This window comes from Paenibacillus sp. FSL H8-0282 (assembly GCF_037963825.1).
GTDB lineage: Bacteria > Bacillota > Bacilli > Paenibacillales > Paenibacillaceae > Paenibacillus_AQ > Paenibacillus_AQ odorifer.
In genome coordinates this window covers 2,966,979-2,990,492 of the sequence record NZ_CP150146.1, presented here as the reverse complement: position 1 = coordinate 2,990,492, position 23,514 = coordinate 2,966,979, and the positions used below count along the sequence as shown (strand labels likewise).

General features: G+C 43.3%; 26 protein-coding genes. 4 read left to right on the top strand and 22 right to left on the bottom strand.

Annotated elements, in window-relative coordinates; genetic code table 11:
- Window positions 1–46: 46 nt before the first annotated feature.
- From NST94_RS13085 to NST94_RS13055, 7 genes are all read right to left on the bottom strand, one after another.
- Complete coding sequence (locus NST94_RS13085) at window positions 47–553, bottom strand: PTS glucose transporter subunit IIA (protein ID WP_076126158.1); 507 nt, start codon at window positions 551–553, stop codon at window positions 47–49.
- Between the two features lie 22 nt (window positions 554–575).
- Window positions 576–1,448, bottom strand: coding sequence for a PRD domain-containing protein (locus NST94_RS13080; RefSeq protein ID WP_076126156.1), 873 nt, complete (start codon window positions 1,446–1,448; stop codon window positions 576–578).
- 213 nt (window positions 1,449–1,661) lie between these two features.
- Window positions 1,662–2,045 (bottom strand): DivIVA domain-containing protein, encoded by a 384-nt coding sequence (locus tag NST94_RS13075; protein ID WP_036686669.1) that lies wholly within the window; start codon window positions 2,043–2,045, stop codon window positions 1,662–1,664.
- A gap of 93 nt (window positions 2,046–2,138) precedes the next feature.
- Window positions 2,139–2,498: a helix-turn-helix transcriptional regulator gene (locus NST94_RS13070; RefSeq protein WP_036686667.1), complete on the bottom strand. Its 360-nt coding sequence runs from the start codon at window positions 2,496–2,498 to the stop codon at window positions 2,139–2,141.
- A gap of 557 nt (window positions 2,499–3,055) precedes the next feature.
- On the bottom strand, window positions 3,056–3,208 hold the full coding sequence (locus tag NST94_RS13065) for a hypothetical protein (protein ID WP_339282044.1): 153 nt from the start codon (window positions 3,206–3,208) through the stop codon (window positions 3,056–3,058).
- Window positions 3,209–3,618: 410 nt separating this feature from the next.
- Window positions 3,619–3,750 carry a GNAT family protein gene (locus NST94_RS13060; protein WP_254848749.1) on the bottom strand — a complete coding sequence of 44 codons (132 nt, stop codon included), beginning with the start codon at window positions 3,748–3,750 and terminating at the stop codon, window positions 3,619–3,621.
- Between the two features lie 37 nt (window positions 3,751–3,787).
- Window positions 3,788–3,979: a GNAT family protein gene (locus NST94_RS13055; RefSeq protein ID WP_254847608.1), complete on the bottom strand. Its 192-nt coding sequence runs from the start codon at window positions 3,977–3,979 to the stop codon at window positions 3,788–3,790.
- A 251-nt stretch (window positions 3,980–4,230) separates the two neighbouring features.
- On the opposite strand from NST94_RS13055, the gene NST94_RS13050 reads away from it, so the two are divergent.
- The gene (locus tag NST94_RS13050; RefSeq protein WP_076183777.1) at window positions 4,231–5,121 is read left to right on the top strand and encodes a GNAT family N-acetyltransferase; all 891 of its coding nucleotides are present in this window, start codon (window positions 4,231–4,233) and stop codon (window positions 5,119–5,121) included.
- A 35-nt stretch (window positions 5,122–5,156) separates the two neighbouring features.
- Here the strand turns inward: NST94_RS13050 and NST94_RS13045 are convergent, their stop codons facing one another.
- The 7 genes from NST94_RS13045 to aroC all read right to left on the bottom strand — a co-directional run bounded on the left by NST94_RS13045 (window position 5,157) and on the right by aroC (window position 10,136).
- Window positions 5,157–6,095 carry a GNAT family N-acetyltransferase gene (locus NST94_RS13045; protein WP_339282043.1) on the bottom strand — a complete coding sequence of 313 codons (939 nt, stop codon included), beginning with the start codon at window positions 6,093–6,095 and terminating at the stop codon, window positions 5,157–5,159.
- Window positions 6,096–6,217: 122 nt separating this feature from the next.
- Window positions 6,218–6,652: a hypothetical protein gene (locus tag NST94_RS13040; RefSeq protein ID WP_143766419.1), complete on the bottom strand. Its 435-nt coding sequence runs from the start codon at window positions 6,650–6,652 to the stop codon at window positions 6,218–6,220.
- Entirely contained in the window at window positions 6,633–6,902 is a 270-nt protein-coding gene (locus NST94_RS13035) for a hypothetical protein (RefSeq protein ID WP_339282042.1), read from the bottom strand. Before NST94_RS13035 ends, NST94_RS13040 begins: the two co-directional genes overlap by 20 nt.
- Window positions 6,903–7,058: 156 nt before the next feature.
- Window positions 7,059–7,511: a hypothetical protein gene (locus tag NST94_RS13030; RefSeq protein WP_076126146.1), complete on the bottom strand. Its 453-nt coding sequence runs from the start codon at window positions 7,509–7,511 to the stop codon at window positions 7,059–7,061.
- Window positions 7,512–7,833: 322 nt separating this feature from the next.
- Complete coding sequence (locus NST94_RS13025) at window positions 7,834–8,028, bottom strand: hypothetical protein (RefSeq protein WP_076126143.1); 195 nt, start codon at window positions 8,026–8,028, stop codon at window positions 7,834–7,836.
- A 33-nt stretch (window positions 8,029–8,061) separates the two neighbouring features.
- Complete coding sequence (locus NST94_RS13020; protein ID WP_076183766.1) at window positions 8,062–8,919, bottom strand: NAD(P)-dependent oxidoreductase; 858 nt, start codon at window positions 8,917–8,919, stop codon at window positions 8,062–8,064.
- 161 nt (window positions 8,920–9,080) lie between these two features.
- Window positions 9,081–10,136, bottom strand: coding sequence for a chorismate synthase (aroC, locus tag NST94_RS13015; protein ID WP_076126139.1), 1,056 nt, complete (start codon window positions 10,134–10,136; stop codon window positions 9,081–9,083).
- 104 nt (window positions 10,137–10,240) lie between these two features.
- On the opposite strand from aroC, the gene NST94_RS13010 reads away from it, so the two are divergent.
- Window positions 10,241–11,140: a LysR family transcriptional regulator gene (locus NST94_RS13010; protein ID WP_339282041.1), complete on the top strand. Its 900-nt coding sequence runs from the start codon at window positions 10,241–10,243 to the stop codon at window positions 11,138–11,140.
- A gap of 927 nt (window positions 11,141–12,067) precedes the next feature.
- Here NST94_RS13010 and NST94_RS13005 read toward each other — a convergent pair.
- Together NST94_RS13005 and hrpB are read right to left on the bottom strand one after the other, a co-directional pair.
- Window positions 12,068–12,652, bottom strand: coding sequence for a general stress protein (locus tag NST94_RS13005; protein WP_076126136.1), 585 nt, complete (start codon window positions 12,650–12,652; stop codon window positions 12,068–12,070).
- A gap of 98 nt (window positions 12,653–12,750) precedes the next feature.
- Complete coding sequence (gene hrpB, locus NST94_RS13000) at window positions 12,751–15,243, bottom strand: ATP-dependent helicase HrpB (RefSeq protein WP_339282040.1); 2,493 nt, start codon at window positions 15,241–15,243, stop codon at window positions 12,751–12,753.
- Window positions 15,244–15,382: 139 nt separating this feature from the next.
- On the opposite strand from hrpB, the gene NST94_RS12995 reads away from it, so the two are divergent.
- A complete protein-coding gene (locus tag NST94_RS12995) occupies window positions 15,383–15,805 on the top strand; it encodes a GNAT family N-acetyltransferase (protein ID WP_339282039.1) in 423 nt (140 codons plus the stop codon).
- Between the two features lie 137 nt (window positions 15,806–15,942).
- On the opposite strand, the gene NST94_RS12990 is transcribed toward NST94_RS12995, so the two are convergent.
- Both NST94_RS12990 and NST94_RS12985 read right to left on the bottom strand, forming a co-directional pair.
- Window positions 15,943–16,341 carry a DnaJ family domain-containing protein gene (locus NST94_RS12990; protein WP_339282038.1) on the bottom strand — a complete coding sequence of 133 codons (399 nt, stop codon included), beginning with the start codon at window positions 16,339–16,341 and terminating at the stop codon, window positions 15,943–15,945.
- A gap of 1,586 nt (window positions 16,342–17,927) precedes the next feature.
- Entirely contained in the window at window positions 17,928–18,071 is a 144-nt protein-coding gene (locus tag NST94_RS12985) for a hypothetical protein (protein WP_339173866.1), read from the bottom strand.
- A gap of 333 nt (window positions 18,072–18,404) precedes the next feature.
- Between NST94_RS12985 and NST94_RS12980 the strand changes: the two genes are divergently transcribed.
- A complete protein-coding gene (locus NST94_RS12980; RefSeq protein ID WP_076308080.1) occupies window positions 18,405–18,881 on the top strand; it encodes an SRPBCC family protein in 477 nt (158 codons plus the stop codon).
- Here NST94_RS12980 and NST94_RS12975 read toward each other — a convergent pair.
- The 4 genes from NST94_RS12975 to NST94_RS12960 all read right to left on the bottom strand — a co-directional run bounded on the left by NST94_RS12975 (window position 18,873) and on the right by NST94_RS12960 (window position 23,264).
- Entirely contained in the window at window positions 18,873–19,682 is an 810-nt protein-coding gene (locus tag NST94_RS12975) for an SDR family NAD(P)-dependent oxidoreductase (protein WP_036686506.1), read from the bottom strand. The genes NST94_RS12980 and NST94_RS12975 overlap by 9 nt on opposite strands.
- Window positions 19,683–19,908: 226 nt before the next feature.
- Window positions 19,909–20,775 carry a transglutaminase family protein gene (locus NST94_RS12970; RefSeq protein WP_280752817.1) on the bottom strand — a complete coding sequence of 289 codons (867 nt, stop codon included), beginning with the start codon at window positions 20,773–20,775 and terminating at the stop codon, window positions 19,909–19,911.
- On the bottom strand, window positions 20,772–21,725 hold the full coding sequence (locus NST94_RS12965) for an alpha-E domain-containing protein (protein ID WP_076104260.1): 954 nt from the start codon (window positions 21,723–21,725) through the stop codon (window positions 20,772–20,774). Before NST94_RS12965 ends, NST94_RS12970 begins: the two co-directional genes overlap by 4 nt.
- Window positions 21,726–21,800: 75 nt before the next feature.
- Entirely contained in the window at window positions 21,801–23,264 is a 1,464-nt protein-coding gene (locus tag NST94_RS12960) for a circularly permuted type 2 ATP-grasp protein (RefSeq protein ID WP_036686502.1), read from the bottom strand.
- Window positions 23,265–23,514 lie beyond the last annotated feature (250 nt).

Below are 23,514 nucleotides of genomic sequence, written 5' to 3'. Positions count from 1 at the left end.
TAAAATCATCCTTTCGGTTCAATAGTAGTAGTGCTCTATAAACCATTTACTTTGAAGCCACGGTAAGAATCAGATCCTGTCCTGCTGTAACCTGACCATAATGTCCGCTTACTTGAGGTGGATTCTCCTCTGTACTGGTCACGATTACAGGCGAAATTGTGTCACAACCTGCCGCGCGAATTACGTCCAGATCAAATTCGATTAGGGTTTGACCTGCTTTTACTTGATCTCCAGAGGTTATATGACTGACAAAACCGTTGCCCTTGAGGCTGACAGTATCGATTCCGATATGTAATAGCAATTGCATACCGGAGGAATGTTCCAGAATGACTGCATGACTCGATTTCACGATATGAGCAACCCTACCGTCAAAAGGCGCTTTCAAAATTCCTTCAGAGGGTTTTATTGCAATTCCGTTACCCATATGACCGCCAGCAAAGGTTTCATCCGGAACCTGTGCTAGTGGAACTGACTCCCCGCTGATTGGTGCCATGATTTCGATGGTATGTTCAGTATGTTTCTCTTCTTTTTTTGATTTCCATTTGGAAAACATATGCTCCACTCCTCTTAAGATGTTAATTTGATTTCACTAAAGTCTGAAATAACCGGTGCAAATGCATGGCTAGAAAACATAGTTCTTCTTCCGGAATTTCGACCTCAAGCGATCTTTGCATTACTTTACCGAGCTTTTTAGCCAGCTTGTATTCCTCTTTGTATTCTTTCTTAATATGTTTCACAAAGGGATTATCTATTAGTGATCCTTTTAAAATACGTTCCAGCGAAAAACGCAAGTGGATCATTAATCGGATATGATTCATACTGCCGTGCTCAAAAGTTATCTTTCGTTCTTGCTGAATCATGTCTAGAAGCTCATTGACAATATTAGAGGCCTTGACTAACTGACCAACCGATACATTATTGACGGCTGAATACACATGATAAGTAAGAAATCCAATCTCATCTTCGGGGATTTGCACTTGAAATTCAGCATTGATTTTCTCCGATGCCTTGTAAGCGATCTCAAATTCCTTCGGAAATGACATTTTGGTTTCTTGCAAAAACGGATTAATAATATCCATCCCGTTGCGCAGACGGTAGATGGTGAACTGTATGTGGCTCGGGAGTGCCAGATAAATCTTGTCGTTTAACTTGTCAGGAAATTGACTTTGGATATCTGCAATTATCTCATCAGTTATTTTCATTACCTTAGGATCTATATCTTCCAGCAAAACTTGATATTGGCTCCAGGCTTCGCGATCTTCTAGACGAAACAATTTTTCAATCCGAGCATCATTTCCTTCGATCACACCAGAACCCTTCACTGCAAATCCAATACCTTTGCCAATGATGACATATTCCTTCCCGTTTTTGCTTCCCTGAACCATTACAACGTTATTCCCAATTACACGCTGTACTTGAAATTGCTCGATCTCTCGCGACAAGCTCATCACTCCTCTCCCTAATTATCGTCAAATTGGAACAAAAAAAGCCAAGAATTGTCTAATGAAAATAAAGACAATTCTTGGCTCATGCCCTTAACGGTAACACGCCACTAAAATATAAATGATCATTTATGAACATATCATAATTCATGAACTGCTAACTCGTCAATGGTAAATTTAGAAATGTCAAGCGGAGCTCCCATTATCCCAAACAGCGCCTTATAAAAATTCTTCCACGCGAGGAAGCTTATCTTTAAGCTGGCGGACGTTAGTTTCAAGCCTCAGAATAACCTCTTCCAATTCTTTTGGATCAATGCCTCGGGAAACAGGAACCTGGATAACCTCTGTTTTTGTTTCTGCCTTTAATTCCCGCATTTCCAGCTGCTGCTCTTGCCATTTATCCATCAGATCAGCTATCGTCGCATAGAAACGTTCGTAATCTTTGATTACGCTGTCCAGAAATGTATCTACTTCCTCCGCATCGTAGCCACGCAGCTTCATGCTGAATTCTTTTTCATGTATGGTTAGAGCGTCTAATGTGATGCCAAGTTGACTGAACAGCTTCCGCTGTTTGTCTAACCGGCGTTTCATATGTTCATCCATCTTTTGCTACCTCCAAGTATATACTGCAATCATCCGGCAGTAACCATTATAACAGGGTGAGCGCATCCTGAAAATATTACTATAGTTGCAGTTCTAATAGTTGTCCACAACAGCTTTATTCAAAATGCCTAAGCAGCGGTCAAGATCCGTCTTTACCTGCTTTTTATATAATTTTGCTTTCTCTTCTCCATCTGAGGTGAAATGGTAAAGTACGATTTCTTGAAAATCCACTTTAGGGTCATTGCCTTTAAGCTGCTTGGTACGATATAAAATCCCTTGCTGCACCAGCTCATGCAGGGCGCGATAGATTTCACTCTGTGGAGGGGAATAACCATGGGCTTTGAAATCCCGACGTAAATCCTCCAGCATTTGATATCCGTAACCGCGGTGTTGTTCTACCATTGTTATAAGATACACTTTGATAAACGCTCGTTGAGCAATCATAAACGCCATATAAACCCTCCTCATGTTGTAAATGTTGTTGGCTAATCTTTCCTTCTATTACTCTAGTATAAGCACTATTTTCCAACTTTCACAACCTGAAATTTGATAGAGGGTTCACTTATTCCGTTGTTTATAGAGATTTGGTGGGATACAGGATGATTTATATGGATGTGAGTAGGGAGAGTTTAGTTTTTTGTGGTTTTCTATTGTGAATTTTTCATATGGTGAAATTACGGAATAAATGATTGTACATCGTTGATTTCGTAGAATGATCCTTGAAGAAGTAGGTCCACATGCTTCGGCACGAAACAAACTCTATCTGAACCCGCATGCTTCTGCACACCCCTCGCATTCTTTGTTTAATTTGATCCGTTTAGTTTGATCAGTTTAGTTTGATCAGTTGCTCGTTCGAGCTACTATCGGACCCCATTGACTCTATTCGCTGCTTTTCCCCACTTTTGCTGTGCTATCGGAAACCATGGGCGCTATTAGCATAAAAAAGTAACATTTATACAGCTATTCTTGAGGAATAGCTGCACTGGTGTCCGAAACTACTCTGAAAAAGCTTAATATTTGCAAATAGCGTCTTCTGGGTCCGAAAGTTTCTGCGCAAACCAAACTCCATCTGGATCAATATACTTCAGCACGATACAAACTACATCTGAACCCGCATGCTTCTGCACGATACAAACTACATCTGAATCCACATGCTTCTGCATGATCCTCCTCCCATTCTTTGTTTAGTTTGTTCAAGTTTGCTCGTTCGAGCTACTATCGGACCCCATTGACTCTATTCGCTGCTTTTCCCCACTTTTGGTGTGCTGTCGGACCCCATGGACGCTATTGGCATAAAAAGTAACATATATAGAGCTATTCTTGGGGAATAGCTGCACTGGAGTCCGAAACTACTCTGAAAAAGCTTAATATTTGCAAATAGCGTCTTCTGGGTCCGCAAGCTTCAATAGAACATCAATTCGAACAGCAAAACGCAAAAAAGCGATCCTCCATGTATTGAAGAATCGCTTTTTAGGTAACTAATAAGTTCCACTTTGCCAAGTTCATTTTCTAAACGTCCTTCTCAGCTATAATCCCTGCGCCACTCCGCTTTCCAAGTAACCTCTCCTAAGCACTATTTCATAGCGTTTTTCTCCATAAATTCATCCTTCGTCAATCCAAACAACAGTAAGTCTAAATACTGTCCATTTGTATAAATAACTTTACGGCGCACGCCTTCTTGAACACAACCCACTTTTCTAAGCATAGCTGCTGAGGGTTCGTTACCTTCGAGCGCACATTCGTTAAACTTGTTTGAGTCTAAGCTCCAAAAAAGCATACTTCAACAGGATGTTGATAGCTCTTGTCCCATACCCCTTACCTCGATGGTCTCTATCCACTTGCACGCCTATACTGAACGTACCATTTTTCTCGTCTATGCTATTAAGATTTACTCCACCCACATATTCACCATTCAGATTTTCGATCGTAAACATCAGCCGCTGTGATGAGAATTCTGCAAATGTGAACGGATCTTAGTCTTATTTTCTCATCCTGCCAAAAATAATGACTGTAATCTATCTCTCTCATCTTATACCTCCGAGTTAATAATTTAGAAATTATGATAACACATCTACAGGATTATATTGGTATAGTATTTTTAAAATCAACTTTACGGTTAAAAAGCATAGTATTATATATTCATAAAATGCGAATCCCAAAATCATCTGAAATAGAGGTATATTCTATGAATGAATATCAATTGATTAGCGATTATAAACACATCGATAAATATAAGCTTAGCTTCAATTCTTTAGCCCAATCAATCTTTGGTATTGATTTTAAACCTTGGTATGAACAAGGGGGCTGGAATGACAAATATATTTGTTATTCCTTTATCGATGAAGATCACGTCATTGCGAATGCTTCTATTAATAAAATGACTATTCTCATCAACAAAAAAGAATACAACGCCATCCAAATTGGGACGGTGATGACACATCCTGATTATCGTATGCAAGGTTTATCCCGAAAATTAATAGACCACATTATCGCTAAGTACGAACATGAATACGACTTTCTCTACTTATTTGCTAATGAGCGCGCTTTGGATTTTTATCCTAAATTCGGGTTTGAACGCATGCAAGAAAGCAGCTTTTCACTTAATGTTGCTCATCTTAGCAATCAGCCAACTACAACCTACTCTGTGCGGCCTTTATCTATAGGTAACCCCGTTGATTTTAGCATGATCAAAAATTTTGCAGTCAAAAGAACACCAGTATCCTCTGCGCTAAGTGTGATAAATAATGAACATCAGCTGCTGTTTTATTTTATTCTTCCTTTTCACGATTCCTTTTATTATATTGAAGAGGCTGACGTTATTGTGATCTTTAAACATGAGGATCATCAGCTTCATATTTTTGATATTATTAGTACAACAAGTTTTGATATCAATACAGTATTGAAAAGCATTATTTCTCCGGATACTGAAGTTATACATTTTTATTTCACACCAGATTATCCAATCGATCAAGTTAAGGCAGAATTAATTTCACAGAGTGAAGATACCTTATTTATACGTCCGCTATTAAAAGAACTCCCTCAACATTTCATGTTTCCTATTACCTCTCATGCCTAGTTAACAAAAAAAAGGCTGCCATCTGGCAGCCTTTCTTAGTCGTGCATAGGAATATACATACTCTGTATCTCTTGTACTCCAGGGACAAATCCTAGATTTAAATAAACAGACTCCGCATCATTACCTTCCATGACATATAATCTTAGGATCGGATACTTATCTTTCAGGAGATTAAGTCCTCTTTTCAACATCAGTGTAGCAATCCCTTTTCCTCTGTAAGCAGGTATTACACCAATACTGTAAACTGCTGCGTAATCATCTTGTAAACCCAAAAGACAATTCGCAATTAGCTGTCCTGATTTCTTATCATACACAAGCGTTGACGCTGTCAGTAATTCTTCATTTGTGTAATTAGGTTCTTCACTTGGGATAAAATCTTCATAAGCGAATTTTTTTCTCCTTGTTGCCTCAAGACTTCCATCGAAGCTCGCATAGTTACATTCGGCGATCTGCTCTTCAAGAATAAAACGTTTAGCGCACATTCCATTATCTTCGATCTGAGGACTTTCAATCCTTAACTCTTTGTTCCATTCGACCTCAAAATAATCTGTAGGACGGTGCATCCAACGGCATCTGAACTCATCAGGCCAAAACCCTGCCCGCGCAAATAATTGAACCTGGTCTGGCAGAACCTCGAAGGTTTTTATAGGTTTTGTTCTATCCGACCAATAAATCAAAAGCTTTTTTAATAGCTTCAGCACCACAAATGTATCGTTAAACGGTGGAATAACAAATAAATGATATATCCGGTTAGGCGACATCCTTACTCCACCTATTTTAGACTCGCCTTTATAGATCCAAAAAGCGTTTCTTTGGGCAGAATTGAACCTTTCTTCTTTAAAAAAACCATTATATTGCATATTATAATAAATGGAACAATACAGTCCCCACTCTTCTGAGTCTGCCTTACGAATAGAATAATCATTATTTAAGTCATATGAAATCTCGTATTCAGACCATGCCATTAATTGCATTTACATTTCCTCCTCGCTAGTCCTATAACCTTCTGTATTCCATAGTATCACTTCTTAAAGTAAATGTTTGGTAATAAACTGTTATATTAGTCTTTTGCCGATTTAAAGCAAATGCTTTTCTTTTATCTTAGAAACGGCTTTACCTGGTTTTTAACCTCTAACTTTTGATAAGCTTGACGGACCATCAGCATACGCGCGAGTGTGATTTGTTCGTATTCCCGGGCAACATTAGGTTTATCATTTGCACTAATATGCCTTTTCGTTAGCCATTCATCACCGCTACTTAACGGTCCTTGCGAGAACTGAATTCGAATATATGCAGCTTCCAGCAATCTTTCCCTGCCAGGAGAATGATATTGCTTAAGTTCCGCAATAGCTGTCTGCAAAACCTCCGCTGCATCTTCCACATGACCCATTGCTTTTAACATTTTAGCTTGCAAAATAACCCCTGGCACCCACACGCTCACATGCCTCGTGGAATTACACATAACAAGCGCTTTGTCCAGTTGGACATTTGCATCTTTAAGATGATTCCGTTCATAGAAAAGATCCGCCAAAAATACAAAACCATGTCCTTGTAACGTTTACTATAGATGCAAATTTCTCTATGCCTTCCCTGTTTTGGTCCAATAGCTCAACGAACGTATCCACGTCCCCCTGATAAAATGCAACCGAATCACGATACAGATCCAACCGCATTTGAATTACGGCTTGCTCTTTTTCCGGAATAATAAATTCCTCTTCCATGAAAAGTTCAACCTTTTGTAAGAAGCGTTTGGCATCATCTGATCGTCCAGCGACAGCCATCGAACCCGCTTGAAAATAAAACAAATCAGGGTGCACAATCTATTTTTGATCGGCAACTTACCTAATAAATCTAGCAATGAAGATTCATCGCCATCTTTGATAATTGAATTGAAAGGCCTATCCATACATGATGCAGAAAACGTATAATCCTCTGCCTCAAAAGCATGCTGGATAGCTTCCAAGACCAGCCCTTCCTGAAAAAGAGCGGAAGGCAAGAATCAAACCCGCTACCCATCCATCTGTTTTTTGCTCGAACAAAAATAACTCTTCTTGTGTAAGATGCTCGCTCAAGGATTGAGATTGCAGCTCATCTTTTTCGTCAAATGTAAACCTCAGATCATCGTTACTTAATTCTAGAAGTTCCTGTTGTGCTCTTAGGCGGGATAAGGCGAGTGGCGGGAGGGTTCTACTCAATATTACAAGCTTCACATTAGCCGGAAGATGTCCGATGAAAAAGCCCATACTTTCATGAATCGATTGATTCGTAATCGCATGATAATCATCCATTATAAGTGTAATAGAGCCTGGAAGAGAATGCAGATCGTTTAATAAAAGAGGAATCGCAGTTTCTACTGAACCGTCACGAACAGACTGGATAAACAAATCCAAGCGATTTAAAAAGGGGCGAAAGATTCTCTCAATTGCAGCATGCAAATTTAACCAGAATCGTACAAGATGGTTATCTGCAAGCTATGCAACCTCATCGGAATGAGTACGAGCCCATTCGGCCGCAAGTGTCGTTTTTCCAAACCCAGCTGAGGCGGCAATAAGCGTCACTTTGGCACGATTTTCATCCATGAGTTTAGACATTAATCTTATGCGCTGAACATAATAAGGAGCCTGTTTTAACCATCTATTAAGTAGTAACATAACATTCTAGCTTTCTGACATCCAATCTCAAAAAAAAGACCGCCAATGGGCAGCCTTTTTTCTAATATATTCTTGAGCATAACCAAAAAGCTGAACCCACTGCGATAATGCCTGCCATAGATACAAACAGGACATACCCTTTCTTTGTTCTAGTAACGGTGTGTTTATCATAAAACTCTGGTTTTCGAACGATTCCAAACCATAGATCAGCAATTAAATTCACGACTACTAAAGAAAAATTCTTTAATTTACTCATGTCATCTCTCCTTCTACATGTTTGGATTCATCTTTAACCTTTCAAGCTCTGAGCAAAACCTGACCTCCATGACGGGTATGATGGACTCCATCCGTAATCCATTCGAGCTTTTGTATTGGACGCTCCCCGTTCCCAGCCTTCTCTGCCCATATGCAAAGGAGGTCTAGGAGCTCCCAAGATTTCAGAAAAAACAGGCACCCAATCTATTCCTCGCGCAGGTTCATTGTCCACAATATTAACTGGACCAGAAGGCCAGTTCAGAGCAAGCGCCGCCGCGTTAGCTGCATCCTCCACATGAAGGAATGACGTAACCGCTTCTGTTGCAGTCAGTCTCCCTTGTCGAATTTCTTCTGTCATTAATCCCGCAGCATCATACCAAGTCCCTTGGCCGTACAACATTCCGTACCGCAAAATCACATGATTAGGAATTTCTGCAACTGCCTTTTCAAGTGAGCGGATACCCTCAATGGTTCTCATCCGGGATTCAGAAGCATTAGTATCTAATGGAGTATTCTCCGTGGCAGGTCCCTCACCAGCTTCATAAGCCCAAGAGATACTTTGGGCAATAATCTGTTTAACCCCGCTTGTCAGTGAAGCATCGACAATATTTCGTGTTCCTTCTATTCTTATCTTTGAATTATCTGCAAAATTCCGCTGACTTAATGAAGTCAGCTGATGAATTACCACTTCAGGTTGGGCTGCTTGAATAGCCGCAAATATAGACTCACGCTCATACACATCCGCGATTACCGCTTGTGCCCCTAAGCTCTCAAGGATTGTTTTGTTTTCTTCTTTATGGGTCAGACCGATAACCTCATGCCCCGCTTGTAGTAACTTAGGAAGCAATGACCGTCCAATCACACCAGCAGCACCTGCAACAAAGATTCTCATCTATTCCCTCCTTTTCGCTGTACTGTATCTTATGGCATAGCTAGAGACAAAGCATAATTTGAATGATTATCCATATGATACCACATATGCAAAAAAGACTGCACCTCACAGTCTATTGCTAAGAGGTGCAGTCTTTGATTTGTTTCATTTTATAAAGTGTTTCATCCAAAAATAGCAGCTTGTCTTTTATAAAGATCTTCCAATACTAAGCAAGCCATTGCTTCAACAACCGGGACGATTCTCGGACAGATACATGGATCATGTCTGCCCTCCGTTTTAATCTCAACTTCTTCACCATTCGTGTTTATGGTCTGTTGAGTAACAGAAATCGAGGATGTAGGCTTTACACTTATTCGAAAAATAATCTCTTCTCCTGTACTGATTCCGCCTATAATTCCACCGGAATGGTTACTAAGAAATCCATCCTTATTCATCGCGTCATTATGTTCACTTCCAAGCATAGAGGCCGCTTCGAATCCAGCTCCAAACTCTATTCCTTTTACAGCACCAATAGATAACATCGCTTTAGCTAACTCTGCATCCAATTTATCAAATACGGGTTCTCCAAGACCCGGAATAACCCCTCTAATCCGACACTCCACGATACCTCCGCAGCTGTCTCCAATCGAAGCTAAGTGTTCAATTTTTTTAATCATTTCAGCTCCAGCCTTAGCATCACAGGCGCGGACTGCATTTTGTTCAATAACATCTTCATCAAAGGTTTGACACTTAATCCCTCCGACCTCTTGCGTGTAGGCTAGTACCTCAACCCCTCTTCTTTCGAGCAGTTTCCGAGCGATCGCTCCGCCAGCTACTCTTGCCGCTGTTTCCCTGCCAGATGCCCGCCCACTGCCTCTATGATCGCGAATTCCATATTTCTGCAAAAAAGTATAATCCGCATGGCCGGGTCTAAATGAATGCTGAATATCGTTATAGGCCTCCGGTTTCATATCTTTGTTGTACAGAACTACAAAGAGTGGAGTTCCGGTTGTTTTCCCTTCGAATATTCCTGATTGTATTTGCACCACATCATATTCCTTACGCGGTGAAGTTACAGAGGACTGGCCTGGTTTCCTTCTATCCATCTGTTTCTGAATATATGCTTCATCAATTTCAACATTAGGTGTAACTCCATCCACTATGACCCCAACCGCTGCACCATGTGACTCTCCAAAGGTAGTAATCTTAAATACTTCTCCAAATGTGTTACCTGCCATAATATTCAAACCTCCATTGCCGACTCTTTTATTATTTATATATCCAAATTATAATAAGATTGTTGCAATTAATGAAATCACATTTTCAACAGACTGTCATAGAGGTGATCTATATCAAATTCTTTAACCTTGAATGGTATCGTATTTTTTTATATACGGCTCGTTACAAAAATCTAACAAAGGCTGCAAATGAATTGCATATTACACAGCCATCCGTAAGTTATGCCATTAAACAAATGGAGGATTCTTTAGGCCTCAAATTATTTCATCGTTTATCTAAAGGTGTAGAGCTAACCGAGGAAGGACGGGCGTTATTGGAATATGTTGAGCCCTCTTTAGTCATGCTGGATTCTGCACAAAAGCATCTTCATAATCTGAAGCAATTAAACGAGGGAGAAGTTCGGATTGGAGCGAGTGATTCCCTTATAAAAAATCTTTTGCTGCCGCAATTGAACGTATTCCACAAACAATATCCCGGCATACGAATTCGGCTATCACACGGAAAAACGCATGAGATCACCAAACGTTTGAAAGAAGGCGAAATAGACTGTGCGCTCGTCCATATGCCTATTGACGATCCACAATTAAGTATTCAGACGCTTGCCACCCTTGAGGATTGTTTTGTAGTGGGACGAGCCTTTCAGGAACTGGCAAACCGTTCGCTTACGGCAAAAGAACTTGCAGAGTTACCTTTTATTTTATTATCCCCAGAAAGCAGCACCAGACTGTTTGTTGATCATTGGTTTGCTGGTAAGGGGTTGTCCGTTAAACCAGATATAGAGCTGGGCAGCATCGATTTACTCTCTGAATTTGCAAGACTTGGTTACGGGGTAGCCTTTATTAGCCGTTCTTTTGTAATTGAGGAGATTCAAAAAGGAGAACTTTTCGAGTTGCAATTAGATGATCCCCCTCCACCCCGGAATATAGGCTTCGCAATCCATCGCGATATGAGGTTATCCGTGGCAGCTGATTCTTTCGTCCGCATGCTTCGTATCCTTGATTAAGATCGTGCTGGTAGCAGCACATAAGGACACTCCGGAACGTGGCACGTGCTTAGCAACCATAAGGTCGCTGCGATACGGGGGGATTTCTTAGCAGCAAACCGGGGGCGTATGCTCAGTAGGATAAGGACACAGAGTCCGGGTGCACTTACGTAGCAATATAAGGACATAGTGGAACGATGCACGTATGTAATAGCAAAAGGACTCTAGGGAACGGTGCATGTACGTCAACGGAACGGTGCATGTACGTCAACGGAACGGTGCATGTACGTCAGCGGAACGATGCACCTCTAGCATAAGGACACAGTGATCAGGTACGCATACGTAGCAGTACAAAGACAGCACGTGCGTAACAGTATTAAGGACACTGCGTAACGGGGCACGTTCGGAGTTGCAATCCGATGCGAATACTCTGTAGCATAAGGACACGTGACCGGGTGCGCTTACGTAGCAATACAAGGACAGCACGTGCGTAGCAGCATAAGGACACTCCGAAACGATGCAGGTACGTAGCGGGAAAGGACACAGTGATCGGGTGTGTACGTAGCAGTAAAAAGACAGCACTTGCGTAGCAGCATAAGGACACTCCGAAACGATGCAGGTACGTAGTAGAAAAGGACACAGGGGACCTTAAACGCAATATTATTCAATATTTGGAGCCCTATCGGACCCCATTGCAGCTATTGGCAAAAAAAACAGGAAATAAGAGCCTCATTCTATAGAATAGCGTCCATGGAGTCCGAAATCCTGCTGCAAAGACCAAAAATTAGCCAATAGCGTCATCTGGGTCCGTACCCCTCAGAAGAGGATGAGCAAAGGGGGATTCCGGGAGGCGCGATGGACTAAAAATACAAAAGGAGCGATTCTCCATTAAATCGGAGAATCGCTCCTTGTAACCTTTTACCGCTTTTAAAGCAGGTTATTATAATGTTATATTTTATCGCGGTTGTAGACTTCAGCCGTCCGATCCGCTCTGTTAGCCATCGAATTTCCTAGTCTAGTGTCTTCGTTATAGACGCCTTCGTAACGCTGAGTATTCAGCGAACGGTTACCGCGGAACACATCATGTGCTTGATAGCCGCGTCCATTATCATCGACTAGTACAAGGATTTTGCCGCTTTCCACATAACCTTCGTACTCTTTAGCCTCATCCTCAGGAATACCGAGTCCGATCAAGCCGCCGACTAATCCACCTGCGCCTGCACCAACTGCTGCACCTGTAAGGGTTGCAACTATAGGCCCTGCCGCCAGAATCGGTCCAATCCCCGGAATCGCCAAAGCTCCGATCCCTGCTAATAGTCCGGCAACGCCGCCAACTACACCACCTGTAGCAGCGCCTGTTGCTACTCCTTCTGGAGCTTTTGTGCCTGTATCCTCTGAGATGTTTCTAAGCTCATCACGATCACGTGTGATTACTGATATTTCATCATTATTAAATCCTTGATTGTGAAGTCCTTCAATTGCTCTGGTTGCTTCTTGTTCTGTGTCGAAAATACCTACGATTTTTTTAGTCACTTGAAGCCCTCCTTAGTAATTGTCTTCGCTAGTAATTACCCTTTAAACGGGAGACCAAACATCTAAGGAAAAATTTCAAGAGCATATGTAACCATAAATTATTTTACAGGACGTGTACGATTAGTCGGAATAGCCTGTAATGGGTCATCTGGCCAATAGTGCTTCGGGTACCGTCCCTTCAGATCTTTTTTGACCTCAAAATAGGTCCCCCGCCAAAAACTTGCTAGATCAGAGGTTACCTGCACAGGTCGTCTAGCTGGTGACAAAAGATGCAGCAATACTGGCAATTTTCCCCCTCCAATTCGAGGTGTGTCCAGCTGTCCAAACATCTCTTGCAATCTTACTGCCAATACCGGGGCAGCAGGATTAGTATAATCTACAGGCACACGCGAGCCACTAGGAACAGATATATGTGTAGGTGCCTCCTTTTCCAGCATCTGCCGCTGATTCCAGTCTAACATCCCCTCAAGCGCTCGCGCTAACGGTACACGCTGAAGGTCGCGGAGGTTCCTCATACCTTGCAGATATGGCAAAAGCCATTCATCCAACGTAGCAATTAAAGCAACATCTGATACATCCGGCCAATCTGAACGTAAGGTATGCATAAACATCAAACGTTCGCGAAGCTGTATGGTTCCCTTCTCCCACGGTAGGATTTCAATGCCATCTGTAGCGATGACACTTAATAGTACATTTGCCATTTCTTCCGCGGAGGGTCTTTCATGTGAAGTTTCTTTTAAGACCAACGCGCCGAGCATTGTGCGACGACGTTTCTTCACACTTCCACTTTCTTTATCCCAATACACATCCGCTTCCTCGGTGATGCGGTCTGCATGATAGGAAAGCAGTTGTCCTTCTTCTATCTCAGCTGCCAGCATAATTGCGCCCTGTGTAGCGCGATCATCGATCGAAGCAGCTACGATATAAGATGACCGGGCCAGCGGTTGCCCTTCCCGCATGGCCGCCCCCCGACCGGAGGAGAGCAGAAACGCGCCATCGCCGCGTTTCTGCCCGATCCGGTCGGGATAGGCGAACGACAGAAGCAGCCCGCAGCGGCTGATGTCGTTCACGTTCTCGCCCGGCGCGGCTTGCAGCTGCGCCAGGAAATGGCGGCTCTCGCGCTGCACAGCGCGCAGAGCCGCCGGGTCCGCTCCGCCGCTATCAGCGGAGCGCTCGAACCGGAGCAGCGCCTCAACGCGGAGCGTGAGGTCGCAATCTAGGGCCGCGGGACCCTTGAAAAGGTCCCGCTCTTGCAGCAGCGCCGCCAGCCGGCAGGCGAGCGGTGCTGTGCCAAGCTCTGCCGCGCGCAGCAGCATATGCGCGGCTCGCGGGTGCGCGCCAAGCGCGGCCATGCTGTGGCCGTGCGGCGTAATAGCGCCGCCGGCGTCCAGCGCGCCGAGCTGGCGCAGCAGCGCGGTGCCCTGCGCATAAGGCGCAGCGGGCGGCGCGTCAAGCCAAGATAGCGCGGCAGGATCGCGCACGCCCCACAGCGCCAGCTCCAAAGCGAGCTGCGCAAGGTCCGTCTGCATAATCTCCGGCACATTGTCATCCGGAAGTCGATTATGCTCCTCCTGACTCCACAGCCTGTAGCACACGCCAGGGGCTGTTCGTCCAGCACGTCCCCGCCGTTGATCCGCGGAGGCTTTCGATACCGGGACTGTCGTTAGACTTGGCATTCCTGTGCGTGGTGAGAATACCTGTGTACGGCGCTGCCCTGTGTCAATTACCGTTCGCACGCCTTCAATCGTTAGACTTGTCTCAGCGATAGAAGTCGCGAGCACTACTTTTCGTTCACCTTGAAACGATGCAGCCACGGCTGCATCTTGGATATTTTGTGGCAGCTGGCCATATAAAGGGCGAATTACCGTCTGCTCTGCCAAGCTTCCATTTTCCAACTCACTTTGAGTTCTGCGTATTTCTCTTTCCCCCGGTAAAAAGACGAGAATATCTCCGGGTTGTTCAACAAGCGCACGTCTCACAGCAGCTGCAGCAGTTTTTTCCAGTGGAAGATTCCCAGTAGTTGGCACATAGATTGTTTCTACAGGATAGGTTCTGCCCGGACAATTTACTACGGGCGCATCGCCTAGTAAAGCAGACACCCGCTCACTGTCCAAGGTAGCTGACATGATAAGAATCCTTAGATCCTCCCGCAGCACAGCCTGTGCTTCCAGTGTAAGGGCAAGTCCCAAATCCGCATGAAGACTGCGCTCATGGAACTCATCAAAAATAACTAAACCCACATCACCCAAAGAAGGATCGCTTTGCAGCATTCTCGTTAATACTCCTTCAGTGACTACAACAATCCGCGTATTTTTGCCTACTTTAGTGTCATTCCGCATCCGATAACCTACCGTCTGTCCAACACTTTCTCCAAGGCAGGATGCCATGTAAGTGGCGGCAGATCTAGCAGCAAGCCTTCTAGGCTCTAACATTAAAATGCTTTTACCCGCCATCCAAGGCTCGTCCAAAAACGCCGGAGGCGTTCCTGTTGTTTTGCCTGCACCCGGTTCAGCGATAAGTACTGCTGCCTGCGCAGTGTTAAGTATGTTTTTCAGGTCAGGAAGCACCTGTATAATCGGAAGCTGTTTCATTCTATCTCTCCATCGTCTATAATCATATGTTATAATTTTCCTTGAAGTTATCTTAGATCATCTTCATCATGTGTGAAAAAACCTTAAAGATCAAGACTTACCATCCATACCCTCTATAATATTAATAAGGAGACTTACTATGATATTCGTAACAAAAGCTACAATTTCAGATCTACCCATGCTCACCAAAATAGACAGCAAGATCATTGGCAATGAAAGCCGCAAATCGAAGATTGAAAAATATATCAAGCATGAGCAGTGTTACGTAGCATCGCATAATGGAACGTTTGTAGGATTTGCTTGCTGCGATACCACCTTTTTCGAATGTTGTTTTATTCAGCTGGTCATTGTGGATCCTGAGTACAGACGCCTAGGCATAGCCAAAACACTCCTTAGCTACATCGAGGAACAATGCCCCACCCCCAAGCTTTTCACCTCCACCAATGAATCCAATACGATCATGCAGCAACTATGTCTTTCTCAAGGGTTTGTTAAAAGCGGAGTCATTGAGAATTTAGATGAAGGCGATCCGGAATGGGTATATTTTAAACAAATTAGATGAGTATACATGTTTAGTTACACATAACAAGCAAAAAGGCAGCTCTTCTGTCTAAACCGACCAAGAGATGCCTTTTTATTTTACACTATTTATTCTGATGTCCAAATGAATGTAGGCATTTAGGCAGTAACTTAAGCAGGTTATTCCTCTTCCTTTATCATCTGTTCGTGTATTTGAGCATTGTATTGCATAAAAGCAGGGTTACTATCCAAGCCGCGTTCACGCAATAACTCCTGTAGACGAAGTCTTTTCATAGACAGTTTTGACCGCAAAGCCTTGCCCTCGCTGGTTTCTGCACTTCCCCTATTATGACACGCCGCTAGCAATCCTTCCAACGTAACACATTCAGCTCGCAGAGAGATTTCCTCAGGCACCAGTCCGGAGTTCTTCATGATTTTAAAAGACATCCGCAATTCTTCCGGCACACCCGATAAATCCTCGAGCTCCAGTGGCTTGCCATGCCCAGGTAAATCTCGAAATTCCCCGTTACGCATAGACTCCTGAATCCGCTGCTCAGCTAACCAAGACATCATCCCCATATACGCAGCCTCCTTCACCAATGACACACTATTAACTACCCTGCCTAAGCAAAAGTATATTTTATGGAATTGCGTTAATTTTAGCATAAAAGACTTAGGATTTGCATCAAGTTGCCGGAATGCTTTCTCAGATCTTTCCTATGCTGTTAACTATAGGGATGGCGAGCTATTTACTCAAATGCCCCTTGCCCTCGTCGCACAGTTGAATAGCTCAGACTCTGTAACTATCGTACACAATGTATATTCTAAGCCCATAACCGCAACGTCAGCATACACTGGCTACCGTGAAACGTTTGGACCCAGGAGCTCTTGCTTGTATACTACATCCTTCATTACACATTCATTACATCTTCGTCGCATAGATCGTCCGGACCCAGCAGCCCTTATTTCACAAATTTAGTCCATTTCGCTGTACTATCGGACTCAGTTGCACCTATTCGCTCTAACACACCCTACTTTTGTTCAAAAACGCGGTAATAAGCGCTATGCGGTCCGATACTTCTAATAAACACACCAAAAACGCCAAATAGCTGCAATACAGTCCGATACATTAGCGAATCCACGCCTCCACAAATCGATCGGACCCAGCAGCCCTTATTTCGCTAATTTAGTCCATTTCACTGTACTTTCGGACTCAGATGCAGCTATTCGCTCAAACACACCCTACTTTTGTTCAAAATCGCAGCGATAAGAGCTATGCAGTCCGATAGTTCTAATAAACACACGAAAAACTCCAAATAGCTGCAATACAGTCCGCAACGCCGATGCATCCTCGCTACCATGTAACGTTCGGACTCAGATGACCTTATTTCACAAATTCAGGCTTATTCCCTCTGCTATCGGACTCAGTTGCAGCTATTCGCTAAAACCCACCTTACTTTTGTTCAAAATCGCAGCAATAAGCGCTATGCGGTCCGAAACGATCAAAAATCAAACAAAAAACGCCAAATAACTGCAATACAGTCCGCAAAACAATGCATACTCGTGGTCGTAGATCGATCCGATTCAGCAGGTCTTGCTCGTATACTACGTCCTTTACACCCTCATTACATCTTCGTCGCCATAGATCGTTCGGACCCAGCAGCCCTTATTTCACTAATTTAGTCCTTTTTACCCTGCTATCGGACTCAGTTGCAGCTATTCACTCAAACACACCCTACTTTTGTTCAAAATCACAGCAATAAGTGCCATGCAGTCCGATACTTCTAATAAACACACCAAAAACTCCAAATAGCTGCAATACAGTCCGCAACACCGATGCATTAGCACACACTCGCCACCGTGAAACGTTCGGACTCAGATGATCTTATTTCACAAATTCAGGCCTCTTTGCTCTGCTATCGGACTCAGTTGCAGCTATTCACTCAAACACACCCTACTTTTGTTCAAAATCGCAGCGATAAGAGTTATGCAGTCCGATAGTTCTAATAAACACACGAAAAACGCCAAATAGCTGCAATACAGTCCGCAACGCCGATGCATCCTCGCTACCAAGTAACGTTCGGACTCAGATGATCTTATTTCACAAATTCAGGCTTATTCCCTCTGCTATCGGACACAGTTGCAGCTATTCGCTCAAACACACCCTACTTTTCTTTAAAATCGCAGCAATAAGCGCTATGCGGTCCGATACTTCTAATAAACACATCAAAAACGCCAAATAGCTGCAATACAGTCCGCAACGCCGATGCATCCTCGCCACCGTAGATGCTACTGTTTACTTCCGCCATTCATCATTCACTTATCCCTCTCTTCACTCCCTTTTCCCCGTCATGCGTACTTATCACCTTCATCACTCCATTTTCACCCTCATCACGCACTTATCCCTATCTTCAATCCCTTTTCCCCGCCAACACTATCTCCGCGCCGTACGCAAATCAAGCTCGTGGACTTGCCTAGGACCTTATTTCTCCCGCTATTTTATTGCCCTCTATTCCCTATAAGATAGTCTTCTAACTCACAGCCGGATCGTGCAATTAACACACGCGATTGCTATACTCTTTCTAATGAGCCTCAACTCAATAAAAAAAGGACTACCGCAGTAGTCCAAAGGAGAAATATAAATGTTAGCTAACATCCAAAAAGAAGATCAATATTATGTCGCTCGTTTCGAACGCCAGTTAAAGCATTCCGCAACTGAGATTTGGTCTTATTTGACCGAAAATGAGAAGCTTGCCTTATGGTTCTCTGAATTAAAAATCGAGGACCTGCGTGAAGGCGGACTTATAAAGTTTGATATGCAAAACGGAACGTTTGTTGATATGGAAATTACCGTGCTGCAGCATCAATCTATTTTTGAGTTTACATGGGCTGAAGATCTTGTTCGTTTTGAGTTATACCCTAATTCAGAAGGCTGTTTACTCGTCTTGAACGAAACACTACAAACGCTTACCCCGCATACACCACGAGATCTCGCTGGCTGGCATGTTTGTCTAGAAGTGATCCAGCATCTTTTGGAAGGCACGACGCTGGAGTCACGGAAAGACGAATGGAATAAATGGTACGAGCAATACCGGGAAGCGATCTCGAAATTAGGATAACAAGGACTCCGCGCCGTCAATCACGATTTGCGCACCTGTAATATGGATAGATTCATCCGAAGCCAGAAAAGCAACGAGATCAGCGACATTATCCGGCTTGCCCGGTCCATCCGCCAAGGGTTGCGCTCCATCAGGAAATTCAATCGGAATGACGATTGCTTCTACATCCTCGCTCATTTCAGTGGTTTCATCTATATTCGTAGCAATAGCCCCAGGGCAGATCACATTCACACGAATCTTAAACTTAGCAAGCTCGAGAGCTGCCATTTTGGCAAAAGCCACCTGTCCAGCTTTGGTAGTGCTATAAGTAGACCACCCAAAGCTGGCAAATCTAGTGTTCCCATTAATGGAACTAGTAATAATAATACTGCCCTTCCCTTTATCTTTCAGATGAGGAATAGTATATTTCAGAGTCAAAAAAGTCCCCGTCAAGTTCACCGACATCGTACGCTCCCAGTCGCTCAAGCTTAGTTCTTCTATCGGGCCCACAGCGCCATTAATTCCCGCGTTAGCGAATACTACATCCACACCTCCGAATTGTTCCACCGTACAACGTACGGCTTCCTCCATCTTTTTCTCATCCGAAGTATCTACCTCTATGGCCAGCGCACAATCTTTTCGAAGCTTATTAAGCTTTTCTGCCAAGGAAGAGGTTCTTTCAAGATTTAAATCGAACAATGCTACATTTGCACCTTCCCGCGCCAGCTTAATAGCGGTAGCACGGCCAATTCCCGAGCCCGCTCCGGTTATAATCGCTGTTTTTCCAATAAATCTTTGTTTCTTAGATATGTTTGGGCTCATATGTAATCTCTCCTCTAATGTCTGTAAGATAAGTACTATGGATCAAGATTACCCAAATAAACCTGTAATGGAATCATCTCGTTCATAAATCTTCAGAATTTAGGCACGCCGCACAAAAAAATCTCCCCATTCAATAAGATGAGCGGAGAGTTTGTTTCGAATATTTTGATTTTTTTGATTGTTTCGATGTTCGATGTTCGATGTTCGATGTTTCAATTATTTCAGTTCAGTTGTCCAGCTTGCGTACGTCCACTTTTACAGTCAGTGTTCCTGCTCCGCCGCGATATACCCCTTTTACAGGTACTATATCTTTATAATCCCGTCCATGACCCAGCTTGATATAACGCCAGTTCACTTCAACATTATTCGTCGGATCAAAACCAAGCCAGCCCGTACCCGGAATATGGGTCTCCACCCAAGCATGTGAAGCCTGCTCGAAATTAGCATTGCTGCTCTGTAGATCACCGACAAAATGATATCCACTAACATATCTTGAAGGCAGACCCACACTGCGGCAGACAGCGATCATAAGATGAGCATAATCCTGACAGACCCCCCGCTTGAGCTTGAGGGCTTTTTTTACCGTTGTATTTACGCTTGTTGCCTCAGGATCATAGGTGAACTGTTCATAAATCGTCGAAGATAACCTCAGAATCCATTGATACATATCTTCAGCTTCACTAAAAGGGTACTGTGAGGCGAACTCTACCAATTCAGGAGTCACCTCGGTATAACGGGTCGGCAAAATAAACTCAATATAACGGTTCTGAAACTTTTCATCATTTAATAGCTTAACTTGCTCTTCAAGGCTGGTTCGCGGAAGATCGGTACCCTGGGCTTTATCCAGCGTTACTACAGTAGCTTTAGTATGAATGACCATTTCCGTATGTGGTTTATTAACTGAATAGGCATGCACCCGATTACCAAAAAAATCCTCATACGTTAATAGATTAGCTGCTGGATATACTTCAACCTCATGGTGATAACAGGATTGCCGATAGTTGGTGCGTGGGGTAAGCCTGATTTCATTGACACTGTCCGTAACCGGCTCTGGATAACTGTATGTGGTGGTGTGATTGATTTGAATCTTCATACAGATACTCCTTCTCGCCGAAAAAAGGCGCCCTCCATCGTTTTGCCCAGTCTCTGGCAAGATATTACGAGTGATTGCAGCACATCTTCCACCAGTTCACCGGACATTTCCTCTTTCTCCATATAATCCAGCTCTGCCTTCAGCTTTCCTGCTTGACGGATGACCTTCTCATGACCTGAACCTTTTTCTGAGGAATCTAATTCAAGCCTAGCTAAATGCTCTTCCAGCTGGTGAAAAGAAAAGCGGATCGAACGTGGAAATTTGGGATTTGCGATCAAAAAATCTAAAATGCTCTCCGGTGACATAGCATCTGCATAGTAACGGCGAAACGCCTGATAACCACTTACCGATTTCAGCACAGCCTGTAACTGAATATAAATTGCATTAAGCTCTTTAAAACGGCAAGAGGCAATAACTGCCTGCAAAATACGCGTCGTATTCTCTGCACGTTCCAGAAAACGGCCGCTCTCTATAAAATGCCATTCATTTCCCCTAAGCATTACGGATTGTTCTGCTCCTAGAAACATAGCTGCACGTTCCTTCACCTGCTGGTAGAAATGATGTGGGCCACTCATAATATCAGCGACTGACCGCTCACCAAGCCATAGATTAAAGCTGTTGACGATATCCCATAACTCACTTGGAAGATGCTGGCGCAGTGTGCGAAGATTATTTCTAGCATGATGTACGCAAGAGAATAATGAATTCGAATTGCCTAAATCAAGTGTAATAAAGGATAACACGTCCTGTTCAGAAAAGGTTTCGAACTGCTGCAAATATTCACTTCGAACTCCTAATGCATCGATAAGCCTCGACCATTTATGTCCTTCTTCTTGAAAATCCTCTTCCTGCTGGATATGATAATGTACATTGATTAGCCGCGCATGATTCTCTGCCCTTTCAATATATCGGCCGATCCAGAATAAAGCCTCCGCATTTCGATTCAGCATCTTTAGCCACTCCTTTATCCTCCAAATTGATGCTGCATATTTTTGATTCACAATCAAGGCTTACAAGATAATAGATCAAGCCATAACCCAAGTATCCTTTACGCCACCACCTTGCGAGGAATTCACAACCAGTGAACCTTCTTTCATAGCCACTCGTGTTAATCCACCAGGTATGACATGTGGCTTCCGGTCTGCGCCCATTAATACAAAAGCCCGAAGATCTATATGCCGGGGTGCCATAGTGCCTCCCGACAATACGGGTGCTCTGGACAAGGACATAATTGGCTGTGCCACATAACGGTCCGGATCGGCAATAATTTTCATTCGGAACTCCGCTAATTCTTCTTTGGTCGCCTCACTTCCGATCAACATCCCATATCCTCCGGATAATGAGGTTTCTTTAACAACCATTTCGGATAGGTTCTCAAGAACATACAGGCGTTCATCAGGTCTGGACAACAAATACGTCGGCACATTACCAAGGATCGGCTCTTCATTCAGATAATAACGAATCATATCCGGTACATAGACATACATCGCTTTATCATCTGCAACACCGGTTCCCGGAGCATTAGCAATCGCTATGTTACCTGCCCTATATGCATTCATAAGTCCTGCCACACCCAGTAAAGAATCAGGTTGAAAGGCTAGCGGATCAATGTAATCATCATCCAACCGACGATACAGCACATCTACGCGACGCAGTCCGTTCATTTCTTTCAAATATATTTTGTGATCCTTTGTTACCAAATCTCGTCCTTCGACCAAATGTATACCCATCTGCTGTGCCAAAAAAGCATGTTCATAATATGCAGAATTGTACTCTCCAGGCGTTAGGAGTGCTATAACCGGATCTGACCTTCTTGAAGGAGATAGACTACGAAGCACGGATAAGAAGCGATTTAAGCTATGATCTACATCTCGGATGGAGCTGGCAAAGGACAATTCAGGAAACAATTGATTCATAAGTGTTCTGCCTTTAAAAAGATAGGAAAAGCCGGAGGGTGTTCGCAGGTTGTCTTCAAGTACATAATAATGCCCATCGTGGTGGCGGATCAGATCGATTCCTGAGGTGGTGATATAAGCTCCACCGGGCACTCGCAGACCTGACATTTCTGGCCGGAAATAACAGTTGGAAATAATCATACGCCTAGGGACGATGCCATCTTTAACAATGTATTGCTCATGGTAAATGTCATGAATGAATAAATTCAAAGCTGTGATACGCTGAATAATTCCAGCTTCTAGCCTCTCCCACTCATTCTTAGGGATAATACGTGGAATCATATCGAAGGGGATCGTTCGCTCCATAGGATGATCCTGAGCCGGGTTGTAAAGCGTAAAGGTAATTCCTTCTTCCATCATCCTACGCTGCATTAAATTTTGCTTCCCTTGCAGCTCTTCGGAGCTCATTCCGGAAAACATGCGATTCACATGTCTGTAGTGCGGCCGGACATTCCTCTTATCAGCATACATTTCATCGAAAAAATGCTGTAATGGATACGGAGACAGACCTGGCAGAGGATCTAATTTGGACATGAGCCCGACTCCTTTCGATAGATGTAATCTTTGTTAACAACTTATACTTTCATTTCAGAAAACATCCATGGAAATATTGGTTTATATTCTCATAATACGTAAATCCACTCGTTCATGTCAACATATATAACAGAGAAATGTGATTCCGGAGATATTTGTATTTTTTGGAATCGCTTCCTTTCTCTCTTATATAGGTTGCCGGAGATGAAATGTAGATTCATCATTGAATTGTATGCAGGAAGTGTGACAA